16 protein-coding genes are annotated in these 13,632 nt (G+C 55.9%); 15 read left to right on the forward strand and 1 reads right to left on the reverse strand.

Features of this window, described 5'->3' with window-relative positions:
- Nucleotides 1–16: 16 nt before the first annotated feature.
- From AAIE04_RS09845 to AAIE04_RS09855, 3 genes are all read left to right on the forward strand, one after another.
- Nucleotides 17–1,045, forward strand: coding sequence for a LacI family DNA-binding transcriptional regulator (locus tag AAIE04_RS09845; protein ID WP_198637145.1), 1,029 nt, complete (start codon nucleotides 17–19; stop codon nucleotides 1,043–1,045).
- A 122-nt stretch (nucleotides 1,046–1,167) separates the two neighbouring features.
- Nucleotides 1,168–2,607 (forward strand): Na+/H+ antiporter NhaC, encoded by a 1,440-nt coding sequence (nhaC, locus tag AAIE04_RS09850; protein ID WP_498576856.1) that lies wholly within the window; start codon nucleotides 1,168–1,170, stop codon nucleotides 2,605–2,607.
- Nucleotide 2,608: 1 nt separating this feature from the next.
- On the forward strand, nucleotides 2,609–3,781 hold the full coding sequence (locus AAIE04_RS09855; RefSeq protein WP_498057360.1) for a MalY/PatB family protein: 1,173 nt from the start codon (nucleotides 2,609–2,611) through the stop codon (nucleotides 3,779–3,781).
- Nucleotides 3,782–3,796: 15 nt separating this feature from the next.
- Here AAIE04_RS09855 and AAIE04_RS09860 read toward each other — a convergent pair whose 3' ends face one another.
- Nucleotides 3,797–4,024, reverse strand: a complete 228-nt coding sequence (locus tag AAIE04_RS09860) for a protein SlyX (protein ID WP_019456124.1) — start codon at nucleotides 4,022–4,024, stop codon at nucleotides 3,797–3,799.
- A gap of 356 nt (nucleotides 4,025–4,380) precedes the next feature.
- On the opposite strand from AAIE04_RS09860, the gene fkpA reads away from it, so the two are divergent.
- From fkpA to bfr, 12 genes are all read left to right on the forward strand, one after another.
- Nucleotides 4,381–5,256: an FKBP-type peptidyl-prolyl cis-trans isomerase gene (gene fkpA, locus AAIE04_RS09865; RefSeq protein WP_498576857.1), complete on the forward strand. Its 876-nt coding sequence runs from the start codon at nucleotides 4,381–4,383 to the stop codon at nucleotides 5,254–5,256.
- 347 nt (nucleotides 5,257–5,603) lie between these two features.
- A complete protein-coding gene (locus tag AAIE04_RS09870; protein WP_019456122.1) occupies nucleotides 5,604–6,326 on the forward strand; it encodes a helix-turn-helix transcriptional regulator in 723 nt (240 codons plus the stop codon).
- A complete protein-coding gene (gene tusD, locus AAIE04_RS09875; protein WP_074056080.1) occupies nucleotides 6,326–6,715 on the forward strand; it encodes a sulfurtransferase complex subunit TusD in 390 nt (129 codons plus the stop codon). Before AAIE04_RS09870 ends, tusD begins: the two co-directional genes overlap by 1 nt.
- A gap of 7 nt (nucleotides 6,716–6,722) precedes the next feature.
- On the forward strand, nucleotides 6,723–7,082 hold the full coding sequence (gene tusC, locus AAIE04_RS09880; protein WP_498576858.1) for a sulfurtransferase complex subunit TusC: 360 nt from the start codon (nucleotides 6,723–6,725) through the stop codon (nucleotides 7,080–7,082).
- Between the two features lie 9 nt (nucleotides 7,083–7,091).
- A complete protein-coding gene (gene tusB / locus AAIE04_RS09885; protein ID WP_498576859.1) occupies nucleotides 7,092–7,379 on the forward strand; it encodes a sulfurtransferase complex subunit TusB in 288 nt (95 codons plus the stop codon).
- A 143-nt stretch (nucleotides 7,380–7,522) separates the two neighbouring features.
- Complete coding sequence (gene rpsL, locus AAIE04_RS09890; protein ID WP_004930426.1) at nucleotides 7,523–7,897, forward strand: 30S ribosomal protein S12; 375 nt, start codon at nucleotides 7,523–7,525, stop codon at nucleotides 7,895–7,897.
- 96 nt (nucleotides 7,898–7,993) lie between these two features.
- Nucleotides 7,994–8,464 carry a 30S ribosomal protein S7 gene (gene rpsG / locus AAIE04_RS09895; protein WP_004956203.1) on the forward strand — a complete coding sequence of 157 codons (471 nt, stop codon included), beginning with the start codon at nucleotides 7,994–7,996 and terminating at the stop codon, nucleotides 8,462–8,464.
- Between the two features lie 93 nt (nucleotides 8,465–8,557).
- Nucleotides 8,558–10,672: an elongation factor G gene (fusA, locus tag AAIE04_RS09900; RefSeq protein WP_028127620.1), complete on the forward strand. Its 2,115-nt coding sequence runs from the start codon at nucleotides 8,558–8,560 to the stop codon at nucleotides 10,670–10,672.
- A gap of 70 nt (nucleotides 10,673–10,742) precedes the next feature.
- Nucleotides 10,743–11,921 carry an elongation factor Tu gene (tuf, locus tag AAIE04_RS09905; RefSeq protein WP_498576860.1) on the forward strand — a complete coding sequence of 393 codons (1,179 nt, stop codon included), beginning with the start codon at nucleotides 10,743–10,745 and terminating at the stop codon, nucleotides 11,919–11,921.
- Between the two features lie 205 nt (nucleotides 11,922–12,126).
- The gene (bfd, locus tag AAIE04_RS09910) at nucleotides 12,127–12,318 is read left to right on the forward strand and encodes a bacterioferritin-associated ferredoxin (protein WP_498576861.1); all 192 of its coding nucleotides are present in this window, start codon (nucleotides 12,127–12,129) and stop codon (nucleotides 12,316–12,318) included.
- A gap of 236 nt (nucleotides 12,319–12,554) precedes the next feature.
- Nucleotides 12,555–12,749, forward strand: coding sequence for a bacterioferritin-associated ferredoxin (gene bfd / locus AAIE04_RS09915; protein ID WP_071532885.1), 195 nt, complete (start codon nucleotides 12,555–12,557; stop codon nucleotides 12,747–12,749).
- Between the two features lie 73 nt (nucleotides 12,750–12,822).
- Nucleotides 12,823–13,302: a bacterioferritin gene (bfr, locus tag AAIE04_RS09920; protein ID WP_019456183.1), complete on the forward strand. Its 480-nt coding sequence runs from the start codon at nucleotides 12,823–12,825 to the stop codon at nucleotides 13,300–13,302.
- Nucleotides 13,303–13,632 lie beyond the last annotated feature (330 nt).

Genomic DNA, 13,632 nt, shown 5'->3' on the forward strand with positions numbered 1-13,632 from the left:
TACGACAGGACATGTCATGGCCACCATGAAAGACGTTGCGCGCCGCGCCGGCGTTTCCACGGCCACCGTCAGCCGGGTGATCAATAATACCGCCTACGTTGAGCCGGTGACCCGCGAGCGTGTCGAGAAGGCGATGCGCGAGTTTAACTACCACCGTAACGCCGCCGCGCTGGCGTTGGCGAAAAGAAGCGGCAATATGCTGGGGCTGCTGACCGGCAACCTCGACGATCCGTTTTTCTCGCGCCTGGCGCGAGGCGTGGAAGACATCACGCGGCAGGCCGGTGTGCGTCTGATGCTGTGCAGCGGTGGACATCAGGCGGAGCTGGAAAAAAGCGGCCTCGACTTTCTCATCAACCAGGGATGTGAGGCCATCGTGGCGCACGTCACGCGCATGAGGGAGGACGAACTACTGCGTTACGCTGCTCACACGCCCGCGCTGGTGCTGATCAACCGCTACCTGCCCGCCATCGCCAACCGTTGCATCTGGCTCGACAACGCCAATGCGGCGCAGGCGGCGACCGAATTGCTTATTCGTCAGGGGCATCGAAGAATCGCCTGCGTGACGGCGGATCTGCCGATCGACGATCGCGCACAGCGACTAACGGGTTACCGCCAGGCCATGGCGGCCGCCGGCATTGAGGTGCCGGGCGCCTGGATCATCAGCGTGCCCTTCAACGAAAGAGGGGGCGAACTGGCGGCCGAGCGCGTTTTGGCCAGCGATCAACGCTTTACCGCGGCGGTGACGTTCAACGACGTGATGGCCGCCGGCATGATGCGCACCTGCCACCAACGGCAAATTCAGCTGCCTGAGGCGCTGTCGATCGTCGGCTTTGACGACATTGCCCTGGCGAAATATCTCCACCCCTCGTTGACCACCGTGCATTACCCCATCGAAAAAATGGCCCGCCGTGCCGCGCGCCTGGCGCTACAGATCCACAGCGGCAGCGGCGTTGCGCCGCAGAACAACCGCTTTTCGGCCGAACTTATCCTGCGAGACTCCGTGGCCGCGGGCGAGCCGCATGAGCAAAGCAAGCGCGGTGAATGAGAGGCGGCTCACACAATTTTATTGCATGAAACCGATTACATGGGCAGTTGTCTGCGCTCACATCCTCCGGTTATCGAAGCCATTACGCTGTTGCAGTACCCCATCTTCAACAGGAGCCGTATATGGATAATAAGAAAACGCTCAACCTTGGGTTGGCGACGCTGCCGATTGTGGCCATGCTGTTGCTGCTCATCATCGGCTATGGCCAGTTTGGCCTGCGCATTGAACCGCTGCTGCTGGTGTCCGCCACTATCGCCGCCGCGTTGGCCTGGTGGCAAGGCTACCGCTGGGACGACATCATCGAGGCCATCGTGGCCAAACTGGCGAAGGCCATGCCGGTGATCATGATCCTGATCTGCGTGGGCGGCCTGATCGGCACCTGGATGATCAGCGGCACTATCCCTTACATGGTGTATTGGGGGCTGAAGCTGATCAGTCCGCAATATATTCTGATCGCCGCGTTCTTCATCACCAGCGTGATCTCGGTATGCACCGGCACTTCCTGGGGAGCTGCCGGCACCGTGGGCGTGGCGCTGATGGGCGTGGCCGCAGGTCTGGACGTGCCGCTGGCCGCCGCGGCCGGGGCGGTGGTGTCCGGCGCTTACTTCGGCGACAAAATCTCGCCGCTGTCCGACTCGACGAACTTCGCGGCCATCGTCGCGGATACCGATCTCTACAGCCATATCCAGCATCTGATGTACACGACGTTGCCGAGCTTCATCCTGGCCGCCGTGGTGTACCTGAGCGCCGGGCACACCGGCGCGGTGGCCAGCGTGGCTACGCCGGAAAAAGTGACCGAAATCGTCAGCGCGCTCGAGGGGCTGTACCATTTCAATCTGCTGCTGATCCTGCCGCCGGTGCTGGTGCTGTGGGGCGCGGTGACCAAACGGCCGGTGATCCCCGTCATGCTGGCCGCCTGCGCGCTGGCGATCGCCATCGGCGTCGCGCTGCAGGGCTTTAGCCTGCAGCAGGGGCTGAATGCGCTGATGGACGGTTTCAATCTGTCGATGTTCGCCGCCCAGGGCCACAACGTCGAGGGGATCGTCGCCGACGTGCCGCGCCTGCTTAACCGCGGCGGCATGTTCTCGATGATGAGCACGATCCTGCTGGTGTTCTGCGCCTTCTCCTTCGCCGGCGCGTTGACGCTGACCGGCGCGCTGACGGTGATCATCAGCCGACTGCTGAAAGTGGTGCACACCACCGGTCAACTGATCGCCGCTACCGTTGCCACCACCATCCTGGTGACCGGCGCGACCAGCGACGGCAAGCTGGCGCTGCTGATCCCGGCGGAGCTGTTCAAAGGGGCCTATCGTCGCATGGGGTTGGACAATAAAAACCTGTCGCGTACCGTCGAGGACGCGGGCACCGTCATCGAACCGCTGATCCCGTGGACGGCCGCCGGCATCTACATGGCGACCACGCTGGGAGTGAGCACGCTCGATCTGTTGCCGTGGGCGATTCAATGTTATGCCGCGGTGGTGTTCGCCCTGATTTATGGCTTCACCGGCTTCGGTATCGCCAAACTCCAGCCTCAGAACGATTTGCAGCGTAAGGAAGCCTGACATGACGACTAATTTCAGCGCCATTATCGACCGTCACAACACCGGCTCTGTGAAGTGGGACTTCATCGACCGCTATTTGCAACTGGACGGCAGCGAGCTGCTGCCGATGTGGGTGTCCGATTTCGACTTTCCGTGCCCGCCGGAGGTGCAGCAGGCGCTGCATCAGCGGGTGGAACACGGTGTCTTTGGCTACAGCGAGCGCGACGACGCCTACTATCAGGCGGCGATCGACTGGTTCGCCAGGCGGCACGATTTACCGCTGCGGCGCGAGTGGTTCACCTCGGTTGAAGGGGTGGTGCCCGGGTTGGCGATGCTGATCCAACTGCTCAGCCAGCCGGGGGACGGCGTGGTGGTGCAGGGGCCGTACTATGGCTCGTTCGCCAAGATAATCACCATGAACGGCCGAGAAGTGCTTGAAAATCCGCTGCAGGAAACCCCGCAGGGATACCGGATAGATTTTGACCGGCTGGCCGCCTGCCTGGCGCAGCGTAAGCCGCCGCTGCTGCTGTTGTGTAATCCGCACAATCCGACCGGCCGTTGCTGGACCCGCGATGAGCTGGAGCGGTTAATGGCGCTTTGTCACGCCCACGACGTCACGGTGATCTCCGATGAAATCTGGGCCGACCTGCTGCTGCCCGGCGAGACGTTTACCTCGGTATTGCATCTGAACGAGGACTATCGCGAAAGGGTGATTGTGGCGACGTCCGCCAGCAAAACCTTCGGCCTCTCCTCGCTGCGCATTTCGAATTTCTTGATCCCCAACGCCCGGCTGCGGCAGGCGTTTGTTGATCGACTGAACGCTCACGGCCTGGATGTGTTCAACGCGCTGTCGATGGTGGCGGCGACTGCGGCTTATCAACGTGGCGCGGTTTGGCTTGACGAGTTGCTCGGCTATCTGGCGGAAAATCGGCGCTGGTTTGCGCAGGCGCTCGCGGCCGCCGCCCCCTGGTGCACCTTGACCCGGGCCGAAGGAACCTATCTCGCCTGGCTGGATTGCCGCGCTCTGGGTTTGAGCGATGCGGAATTGCAGCGAGCGCTGGTGGAGGAGGCGAAGCTGGCACCGTCGATGGGCTGCGGTTTCGGCCCGCAGGGGAGCGGCTTCATTCGCATCAATTTGGGATGCCCGCGCCAGTATCTCGAGCGCGCCGTCGCCGGGCTGGCGCGCCTGAAATGAGCGCATGGCGGGCTATCAATAGTGCGGCGGAGGCGTTTCTTCCGATTGCGAGGCGATCATCGAGGTTTGGGTCGAACGCAGCTTGTCGGTCAACATGCGCAGGTGTTCGCGCATCTTCAGCATTTCCATTTGATGCTGAATGACTGTTTGGTTGAGCTCTTCGATGGTGAGCTCTTGAAAGGCCTGACGGCTTTCCAGTTCTTCAAGCCGCTGTAGCAGACCTTGAATGTCGTGATTGTGCATGAGGCTACCTCTGACGCGATAAAATCCTGATTCGGCGCTATGGTAACAGCTGGCGCCGGGTTTGCTCGCGCTATTTCTCTGGTCGGCGCGCAACGTTGCGATCGGCAGTGTAAAGTGCTGAAAAGTTATGCGCTCGATATGCCGTTTTTTGCTAACCTCGCCGAATATTCTGCAAGAAAAATCTGATTTATCATGTGAGTAGCGCGGGATGGGAAACTTCTTGGCAAAGTGGGAGTCACACTTTGACTCGATTGGTTACCTGTGCGACTGTTTTGTTTTGTTTCAGGCAGCTATAGTAGCCCGGTTATCTTACCTAATGATTGTTTGGGGCATTGCTTCAGACACTGGAGAAATGGATGAAATCTTTGTTTAAAGTCACGCTTCTGGCAACCACCATGGCTTTTGCTCTGAATGCGACCCAGGTCATGGCAGCCGATGCCGCCAAACCGGCAGAAGCCGCCAAACCGGCAGAAGCCGCTAAACCGGCAGAAGCCGCTAAACCAGCGGACGCGGCGGCAGCGCCAAGCACCGGCAAGTTCAAAAACGACGACGAGCAAGCGGCTTACGCACTGGGCGCCTCTCTCGGCCGTTACATGGACAACTCTCTGAAAGAGCAAGAGAAGCTGGGCATCAAACTGGACAAAGATCAGCTGATCGCCGGCGTCCAGGACGCGTTCGCCAACAAGAGCAAGCTGAACGACGCCGATATCGAGAAGACCCTGCAGGGCTTCGAAGCGCGAGTGAAGGCTTCCGCTCAGGCGAAGATGGAACAGGACGCCAAGGACAACGAAACCAAAGGCGCCAAGTACCGTGACAGCTTCGCCAAAGAAAAAGGCGTGAAGAAAACCGAATCCGGTCTGCTGTACCAGGTAGAGAAGCCGGGCGCAGGTGAAGCGCCGAAAGACAGCGACACCGTAGTGGTGAACTACAAAGGCACCCTGACCGACGGCACCGAGTTCGATAACTCCTACACCCGCGGCGAGCCGCTGTCGTTCCGTCTGGACGGCGTGATCCCAGGCTGGACCGAAGGTCTGAAGCACATCAAGAAAGGCGGCAAAATCAAGCTGGTGATCCCACCGGCGCTGGCCTACGGCAAAACCGGCGTTCCGGGCATCCCGGCTAACTCCACGCTGGTGTTCGACGTTGAGCTGCTGGACGTGAAAGCGGCGCCGAAAGCCGACGCTAAAGCCGAGAAACCGGCTGACGCGAAAGCAGGCGCCAAAGCGAAATAATCTCGTCGCTCTGTTTGCCACCGCCGCGGATACCCTCCGCGGCGGTTTTCATTTCGGCCGCCGCCGCCTCTCTCTCCATTGAACGCTTGACGCCTGCCGGGCATCGGGCTTAACGTCAATACCACGCGCAAACGCAAGGACTTTGCTCCGGCCGCTTTGCTAGACTAATAATTCTGACTTATCAGTCATGCGTCTGCCCCTTAGGGCGTGTACCTAAAATTGTTCCCGGCCGCTTCATGTCGATCTCAGCCAACCGCGCTGTGCATGTCTGACGACGGCCGCGAGCCGGTCCGAGCGATTTTAGCTGCGCCCCCTGGCACAGGCGATCTATGAGGGTGGTATCTTCGATGTCGAATTCGCTTTTATCCAGCGAAGCCAGCGAACTTGATTTGCTGAATGAACGTCCGTTTACTCAAACGGATCATGAAATCCTGAAATCCTATGAAGCGGTGGTCGACGGGCTGGCGATGCTGATCGGCGGCCATTGCGAGATCGTATTGCACGCGCTGGAAGACCTGAACAGTTCGGCGGTGCGTATCGCCAATGGGGAACACACCGGGCGCAAAATCGGCTCGCCGATCACCGACCTGGCGCTGCGCATGCTGCACGATATGGCCGGCGACGACAGCAGCGTGTCGAAAGCCTACTTCACCCGCGCCAAGAGCGGCGTGCTGATGAAGTCGGTGACCATCGCCATTCGCAATCGCGAACAACGGGTGATCGGCCTACTGTGCATCAACATGAACCTCGATGTGCCGTTCTCACAGATCATGCAGACCTTTATGCCGCCGGCCACGCAAGACGTGCCGTCGTCGGTGAATTTCGCCTCTTCTGTCGACGATCTGGTGGCGCAGACGCTGGAGTTCACCATCGAAGAGGTGAACGCCGACCGCTCGGTGTCCAATAACGCCAAGAACCGTCAGGTGGTGCTCAACCTCTATGAGAAAGGCATCTTCGACATCAAGGATGCAATCAACCAGGTGGCGGATCGTCTGAATATCTCCAAACACACCGTCTATCTGTACATCCGCCAGTTCAAGAGCGGCGATCTGTCGGGAAGCGACCGTTGATGCTCGATTATTGTCTGTTGGTCACCGGCCCGGCTTACGGCACGCAGCAGGCCAGCAGCGCCTATCAGTTCGCTCAGGCTTTGCTGGCGAAAGGGCACCGTCTTTCCAGCGTCTTTTTCTACCGTGAAGGGGTGCTGAACGCCAACCAACTGACCGCGCCCGCCAGCGACGAGTTCGATCTGGTGCGCGCTTGGGCGCAGCTGGCGCAGCAACACGGCGTGGCGCTCAACGTCTGCGTGGCCGCCGCGTTGCGCCGCGGCGTCTCCGATGAGCAGGAGGCGGCGCAACAGGGGCTGGCAAATGCCAACCTGCAGCCCGGTTTTACCCTGAGCGGGCTGGGTTCCCTGGCCGAAGCGTCGCTGAGTTGCGACCGTCTGGTGCAGTTCTGAGGATATGATGAAACGAGTCGCTTTTGTTTTCACCCACGGGCCGCACGGCGGCGCCGGTGGCAGGGAAGGGCTGGATGCGCTGCTCGCCACGTCGGCGCTCAGTGAAGATCTAGGGGTGTTTTTTGTCGGTGACGGCGTGCTGCAGCTGTTGCCGGGCCAACAGCCGGAAAAAATTTTGGCGCGCAATTACATCGTCACCTTCGGCGTGCTGCCGCTGTATGACGTGGAACGGTGCTATCTGTGCCAGGCTTCGCTGCAGGAGCGCGGGCTGGGCCAGGTGACCGATTGGGTGCTGGACGCCGAGGTGCTGGCGCCGGACGAACTGCGCCGCGAACTGGCCGGCTACGACGCCGTGATGACGTTTTAGGATCCTCTGATGCTGTATACCCTGAGCCATTCGCCAAACCAATGTGATCTGCCTGCGCTGCTGCGCCTGACGGCGGAGGGCGACGCGCTGTTGCTGCTGCAGGATGGCGTGCTGGCAGGCCTTGCCAGCAGCGCTCATCTTGAATTGCTGCTCGCCGCCCCCATATCCCTTTATGCGCTGCAGGACGACCTGGAAGCTCGGGGATTAGTTGGTCATTTTTCGCACAAAATCACTGTCGTCGGCTATAATCACTTCGTTGAATTAACCGAACAACACCGCAGCCAAATGGCCTGGTGATGAGAGTGATGTTGTATATTTCTTGACACCCATACTGGTCAGCCATAAAATTCTGCGTCCTCGTACTTTGCCAGTAGTGCATACGAGGGGATTTATCACATGTTTACGAAGCTAGTACGAAGCAAAAACCAGGAGCTTTTTTAATGGCAACAATTAACCAGCTGGTTCGCAAACCACGCTCTGTGAAGGCTGCTAAAAGCAACGTTCCAGCGCTGGAAGCCTGCCCGCAGAAACGTGGCGTATGCACCCGCGTATATACCACTACCCCGAAAAAACCAAACTCCGCACTGCGTAAAGTTTGCCGTGTGCGTTTGACCAACGGTTTCGAAGTAACTTCCTACATCGGTGGCGAAGGCCACAACCTGCAGGAACACTCCGTAATCCTGATCCGTGGCGGTCGTGTAAAAGACTTGCCAGGTGTGCGTTACCACACCGTCCGTGGTGCACTTGACTGCTCCGGTGTTAAAGACCGTAAGCAAGCTCGTTCCAAGTACGGCGTGAAGAAGCCAAAGGCTTAATGGTTCTCCGTTAAGTAAGGCCAAACGTTTTAACTTTAATGTCAAAATAAACTCGTAGAGTTTTGGACAATCCTGAATTAACAACGGAGTATTTCCATGCCACGTCGTCGCGTAATCGGCCAACGTAAAATCCTGCCAGATCCTAAGTTCGGATCTGAGCTGCTGGCCAAATTTGTAAATATCCTGATGGTAGACGGTAAAAAATCTACTGCAGAAGCAATCGTCTATACCGCGCTGGAGACCCTGGCTCAGCGTTCTGGTAAAGATCACCTGGAAGCTTTCGAAGTCGCTCTCGACAACGTTCGCCCGACTGTAGAAGTTAAGTCGCGTCGCGTTGGCGGTTCTACTTATCAGGTACCAGTTGAAGTCCGCCCGGTTCGTCGTAATGCTCTGGCAATGCGTTGGATCGTTGATGCTGCACGTAAACGCGGTGATAAATCCATGGCTCTGCGCCTGGCGAACGAGCTGTCTGACGCAGCAGAGAACAAAGGTTCTGCTGTTAAGAAGCGTGAAGACGTTCACCGTATGGCCGAAGCCAACAAGGCGTTCGCCCACTACCGCTGGTAATCACCACGCGATAGTTATGCTAACCAAGCGGGCGCGTCAAATCGGCCCGCTTGGGTTAACTGAACTTGAACGCCCTAGGAATAGAGGAATCAAATGGCTCGTACAACACCCATTGCACGCTACCGTAACATCGGTATCAGTGCTCACATCGACGCCGGTAAAACCACCACTACCGAACGTATTCTGTTCTACACCGGTGTAAACCACAAAATCGGTGAAGTTCATGACGGCGCTGCCACCATGGACTGGATGGAACAGGAGCAGGAGCGTGGTATTACCATCACTTCTGCAGCGACTACTGCCTTCTGGTCTGGTATGGCCAAGCAGTTCGAACCGCACCGCGTAAACATCATCGACACCCCAGGGCACGTTGACTTCACCATCGAAGTAGAACGTTCCATGCGTGTGCTGGATGGCGCGGTAATGGTTTACTGTGCTGTTGGTGGTGTTCAGCCACAGTCTGAAACCGTATGGCGTCAGGCTAACAAATACAAAGTGCCACGTATCGCGTTCGTTAACAAAATGGACCGTATGGGTGCTAACTTCCTGAAAGTTGTAGGCCAGATCAAATCTCGTCTGGGCGCCAACCCTGTTCCTCTGCAGCTGGCTATCGGCGCAGAAGACAAATTCACCGGCGTTATCGACCTGGTGAAAATGAAGGCGATCAACTGGAACGAAGAAGACGCAGGCGTAACCTTCGAATACGAAGACGTGCCGGCTGACATGATGGACCTGGCTGAAGAATGGCGCCAGAACCTGATCGAGTCCGCTGCGGAAGCTTCCGAAGAGCTGATGGAAAAATACCTGGGCGGCGAAGAGCTGACCGAGGAAGAAATCAAATCCGCTCTGCGTCAGCGCGTGCTGAACAACGAAATCATCCTGGTTACCTGTGGTTCTGCGTTCAAGAACAAAGGCGTACAGGCGATGCTGGATGCGGTAATCGAATACCTGCCGGCACCAACTGACGTTCCTGCGATCAACGGTATCCTGGACGATGGCAAAGACACTCCGGCTGAGCGTCACGCAAGTGATGACGAGCCGTTCTCTGCGCTGGCGTTCAAAATCGCTACCGACCCGTTCGTGGGTAACCTGACCTTCTTCCGCGTGTACTCCGGCGTTGTTAACTCCGGCGACACCGTGCTGAACTCCGTTAAGGCTGCGCGCGAGCGTTTCGGCCGTATCGTTCAGATGCACGCCAACAAGCGTGAAGAGATCAAAGAAGTTCGCGCAGGCGACATCGCCGCTGCGATCGGTCTGAAAGACGTGACCACCGGGGACACCCTGTGTGATCCAGACTCTCCAATCATCCTGGAGCGTATGGAATTCCCTGAGCCGGTAATCTCTATCGCCGTTGAACCAAAAACCAAAGCTGACCAGGAAAAAATGGGTCTGGCTCTGGGCCGTCTGGCTAAAGAAGACCCGTCATTCCGCGTATGGACTGACGAAGAGTCTAACCAGACCATCATCGCCGGTATGGGTGAACTGCACCTCGACATCATCGTTGACCGCATGAAGCGTGAATTCAACGTTGAAGCTAACGTGGGCAAACCTCAGGTAGCTTACCGCGAAGCGATTCGCGCGAAGATTACCGATGTTGAAGGTAAGCACGCCAAGCAGTCTGGTGGTCGCGGTCAGTACGGTCACGTTGTGATCGACATGTACCCACTGGAGCCGGGCTCTAACCCGAAAGGTTACGAGTTCATCAACGACATCAAAGGTGGTGTAATTCCTGGCGAATACATCCCTGCCGTTGATAAAGGCATCCAGGAGCAGCTGAAGTCTGGTCCGTTGGCTGGTTACCCGGTAGTAGACATGGGTATTCGTCTGCACTTCGGTTCTTACCACGACGTTGACTCCTCTGAACTGGCGTTTAAACTGGCCGCGTCTATCGCCTTTAAAGAAGGCTTTAAGAAAGCGAAACCAGTTCTGCTTGAGCCTATCATGAAGGTTGAAGTTGAGACTCCAGAAGAGAACACCGGTGACGTTATCGGTGACTTGAGCCGTCGTCGCGGCATGCTGCGCGGTCAGGAATCTGAAGTGACTGGCGTTAAGATCCACGCTGAAGTACCGTTGTCCGAAATGTTCGGCTACGCAACTCAGCTGCGTTCTCTGACTAAAGGTCGCGCATCATACACCATGGAATTCCTGAAGTATGATGATGCACCGAACAACGTCGCTCAGGCCGTAATCGAAGCCCGTGGCAAATAAGCCGCAGGGTTAAAACCAAAGTCCCGTGCTCTCTCCAGAAGGGGAGAGCGCTATAGTAAGGAATATAGCCGTGTCTAAAGAAAAATTTGAACGTACAAAACCGCACGTTAACGTTGGTACTATCGGCCACGTTGACCACGGTAAAACTACCCTGACTGCAGCGATCACCACCGTTCTGGCTAAAACCTACGGCGGTTCTGCACGTGCTTTCGACCAGATCGATAACGCGCCAGAAGAAAAAGCTCGTGGTATCACCATCAACACCTCTCACGTTGAGTATGACACCCCGACTCGTCACTACGCGCACGTTGACTGCCCAGGGCACGCCGACTACGTGAAAAACATGATCACCGGTGCTGCTCAGATGGACGGCGCGATCCTGGTAGTAGCTGCGACTGACGGCCCAATGCCTCAGACCCGTGAGCACATCCTGCTGGGTCGTCAGGTTGGCGTTCCTTTCATCATCGTGTTCCTGAACAAATGCGACATGGTTGATGACGAAGAGCTGCTGGAGCTGGTTGAAATGGAAGTGCGTGAACTTCTGTCTCAGTACGACTTCCCGGGCGATGACACCCCAATCATCCGTGGTTCTGCTCTGAAAGCGCTGGAAGGCGAAGCTGAGTGGGAAGCTAAAATCGTTGAACTGGCTGGCTTCCCGGATTCTTACATCCCAGAACCAGTACGTGCAATCGACCTGCCGTTCCTGCTGCCAATCGAAGACGTATTCTCCATCTCCGGTCGTGGTACCGTTGTTACCGGTCGTGTAGAGCGCGGTATCGTTAAAGTAGGTGAAGAAGTTGAAATCGTTGGTATCAAAGATACTGCGAAATCTACCTGTACCGGCGTTGAAATGTTCCGCAAACTGCTGGACGAAGGCCGTGCTGGTGAGAACGTAGGTGTTCTGCTGCGTGGTATCAAACGTGAAGAAATCGAACGTGGTCAGGTACTGGCTAAGCCAGGCTCAATCAAGCCACACACCAAGTTCGAATCTGAAGTGTACATCCTGTCCAAAGACGAAGGCGGCCGTCATACTCCGTTCTTCAAAGGCTACCGTCCACAGTTCTACTTCCGTACAACTGACGTGACCGGTACCATCGAACTGCCAGAAGGCGTAGAGATGGTAATGCCATGCGACAACATCAAAATGGTTGTTACCCTGATTCACCCAATCGCGATGGACGACGGTCTGCGTTTCGCAATCCGTGAAGGCGGCCGTACCGTTGGCGCTGGTGTTGTTGCAAAGTTCTGAGCTAATCCTCTGATACTTTAATGCAAAGTGAAAAGGGCATCTTAGGTGCCCTTTTATGTTTGAACTGCTGTTTGCCGTGAAAGCGATCGCTTACTGCAGTTGGCATCAGTTTTGCATTTGATTACCATTCTCTGTCTTCCCGCCGTACCCTTGTAAAGCCAATCATTCTCATTTACAATTTGCGCAGTTTTGAGCGGGAGTGATCATGTACGTTTGCTTGTGTAACGGTGTAAGCGATAAGACAATTCGTCAGGCGGTGCGACAACATCACCCGCAGTCTTTTCAGCAACTTAGAAAGTTTATCCCGGTGGAAATCAGTGGGAAGTGCGTTCGACAGGCGCGTGAAATCATGCAAGACGAACTGATGCAGATCCCGGAATTTAAAGAGATCGCTTAAAACACGCTCATTTTTGACTTACACCTGGACATCTACGCTTCAATAAGTGGAAGCGGAGGATGTCAAATGTAGGCGCTGGTGTTGTTGCTAAAGTTATCGCTTAATCGCGAATAATTTTTTCGACACAAAAAAGGGCACTTCGGTGCCCTTTTTTTATGCAATTTGTACAAATCTTAATTGAAATAAAAACCATTCCTATTTAGACTCAATGCATTGGTTAAGAAGTGAGTCTCTCTATGTATGTATGTCTGTGTAATGCGGTGACTGACAAAGCGATCCGTAATGCGGTGCGTCAGCACAATCCCCACACCATGAAGCAGCTGCGTGAACTTGTGCCGATTGGTACCGATTGTGGAAAGTGCATTCGTCAGGCAAGACAAATTATGGTGGAGGAACGCGGAGCTATCATCCCAATGCATGAAGTTGCCTAACAAAGGGTAAGGTTATTTTTGACTCTTGGCTTACAGGTTCTACACTTTTAGAACTGGCCAGGAGGAGTTACCTATGAAAGGCGATAAAAAGATCATTGCTCACCTCAACAAGCTGCTCGGCAACGAGCTGGTTGCCATCAATCAATATTTCCTGCACGCCCGCATGTTCAAGAATTGGGGTTTAATGCGCCTCAACGATAAGGAATACCACGAGTCGATCGACGAAATGAAACATGCCGATCGCTACATCGAGCGCATTCTGTTCCTGGAAGGGCTCCCTAACCTGCAAGACCTCGGTAAGTTGAACATCGGCGAAGACATTGAAGAGATGCTGCGTTCCGATCTGGCGCTGGAATTGGCGGGCGCCAAGAATCTGCGCGAAGGTATCGCCTACGCCGACTCGATTCACGATTATGTCAGCCGCGATTTGATGATCGACATTCTGGCCGATGAAGAAGAGCATATCGACTGGCTGGAAACCGAGCTGGATCTGATCGCTCGCCTCGGCATTCAAAACTATGCCCAGGCCCAGATTTTAGAACGCAAAGAGTAAGCCTGCCTTCCGTTCGTCATCGCCTCTCCTGCCGGCAACCGTTTTTACGGTGGGGCAGGGGAGCTACCCGCCAAGCATAATTCATACCTTGATCGCCACCTTCATCCCGCGACCGTCGCTGAAGGCGCAAAAATGACGATTTCCTGAGCATATTTCCAACTGCGGCTTGCTTCCTGGGCCATTTTGCGTATAATGCGCGGGCTTACCTAATCTTGGTAAGCCTGATTTTAGCGAATCAGTCGATTGGCAGGCCTTTTTTGCCTTTCGAACAATACTCCCGATATGGGGGTTATATGTTGACGATTACACTCCCCCATCAATCGAAATGGG

It is taken from the genome of Serratia sp. Ae19-1, assembly GCF_059801225.1.

Coding starts and splice junctions, on each gene's coding strand:
- rpsL (WP_004930426.1), top strand. CDS start 7,523: ATGGCAACAATTAACCAGCTGGTTCGCAAACCACGCTCTGTGAAGGCT.
- bfd (WP_498576861.1), top strand. CDS start 12,127: ATGTACGTTTGCTTGTGTAACGGTGTAAGCGATAAGACAATTCGTCAG.
- AAIE04_RS09845 (WP_198637145.1), top strand. CDS start 17: ATGGCCACCATGAAAGACGTTGCGCGCCGCGCCGGCGTTTCCACGGCC.
- tusC (WP_498576858.1), top strand. CDS start 6,723: ATGAAACGAGTCGCTTTTGTTTTCACCCACGGGCCGCACGGCGGCGCC.
- nhaC (WP_498576856.1), top strand. CDS start 1,168: ATGGATAATAAGAAAACGCTCAACCTTGGGTTGGCGACGCTGCCGATT.
- bfr (WP_019456183.1), top strand. CDS start 12,823: ATGAAAGGCGATAAAAAGATCATTGCTCACCTCAACAAGCTGCTCGGC.
- fusA (WP_028127620.1), top strand. CDS start 8,558: ATGGCTCGTACAACACCCATTGCACGCTACCGTAACATCGGTATCAGT.
- bfd (WP_071532885.1), top strand. CDS start 12,555: ATGTATGTATGTCTGTGTAATGCGGTGACTGACAAAGCGATCCGTAAT.
- tusB (WP_498576859.1), top strand. CDS start 7,092: ATGCTGTATACCCTGAGCCATTCGCCAAACCAATGTGATCTGCCTGCG.
- AAIE04_RS09860 (WP_019456124.1), bottom strand. CDS start 4,024: ATGCACAATCACGACATTCAAGGTCTGCTACAGCGGCTTGAAGAACTG.
- tusD (WP_074056080.1), top strand. CDS start 6,326: ATGCTCGATTATTGTCTGTTGGTCACCGGCCCGGCTTACGGCACGCAG.
- rpsG (WP_004956203.1), top strand. CDS start 7,994: ATGCCACGTCGTCGCGTAATCGGCCAACGTAAAATCCTGCCAGATCCT.
- AAIE04_RS09870 (WP_019456122.1), top strand. CDS start 5,604: ATGTCGAATTCGCTTTTATCCAGCGAAGCCAGCGAACTTGATTTGCTG.
- AAIE04_RS09855 (WP_498057360.1), top strand. CDS start 2,609: ATGACGACTAATTTCAGCGCCATTATCGACCGTCACAACACCGGCTCT.
- fkpA (WP_498576857.1), top strand. CDS start 4,381: ATGAAATCTTTGTTTAAAGTCACGCTTCTGGCAACCACCATGGCTTTT.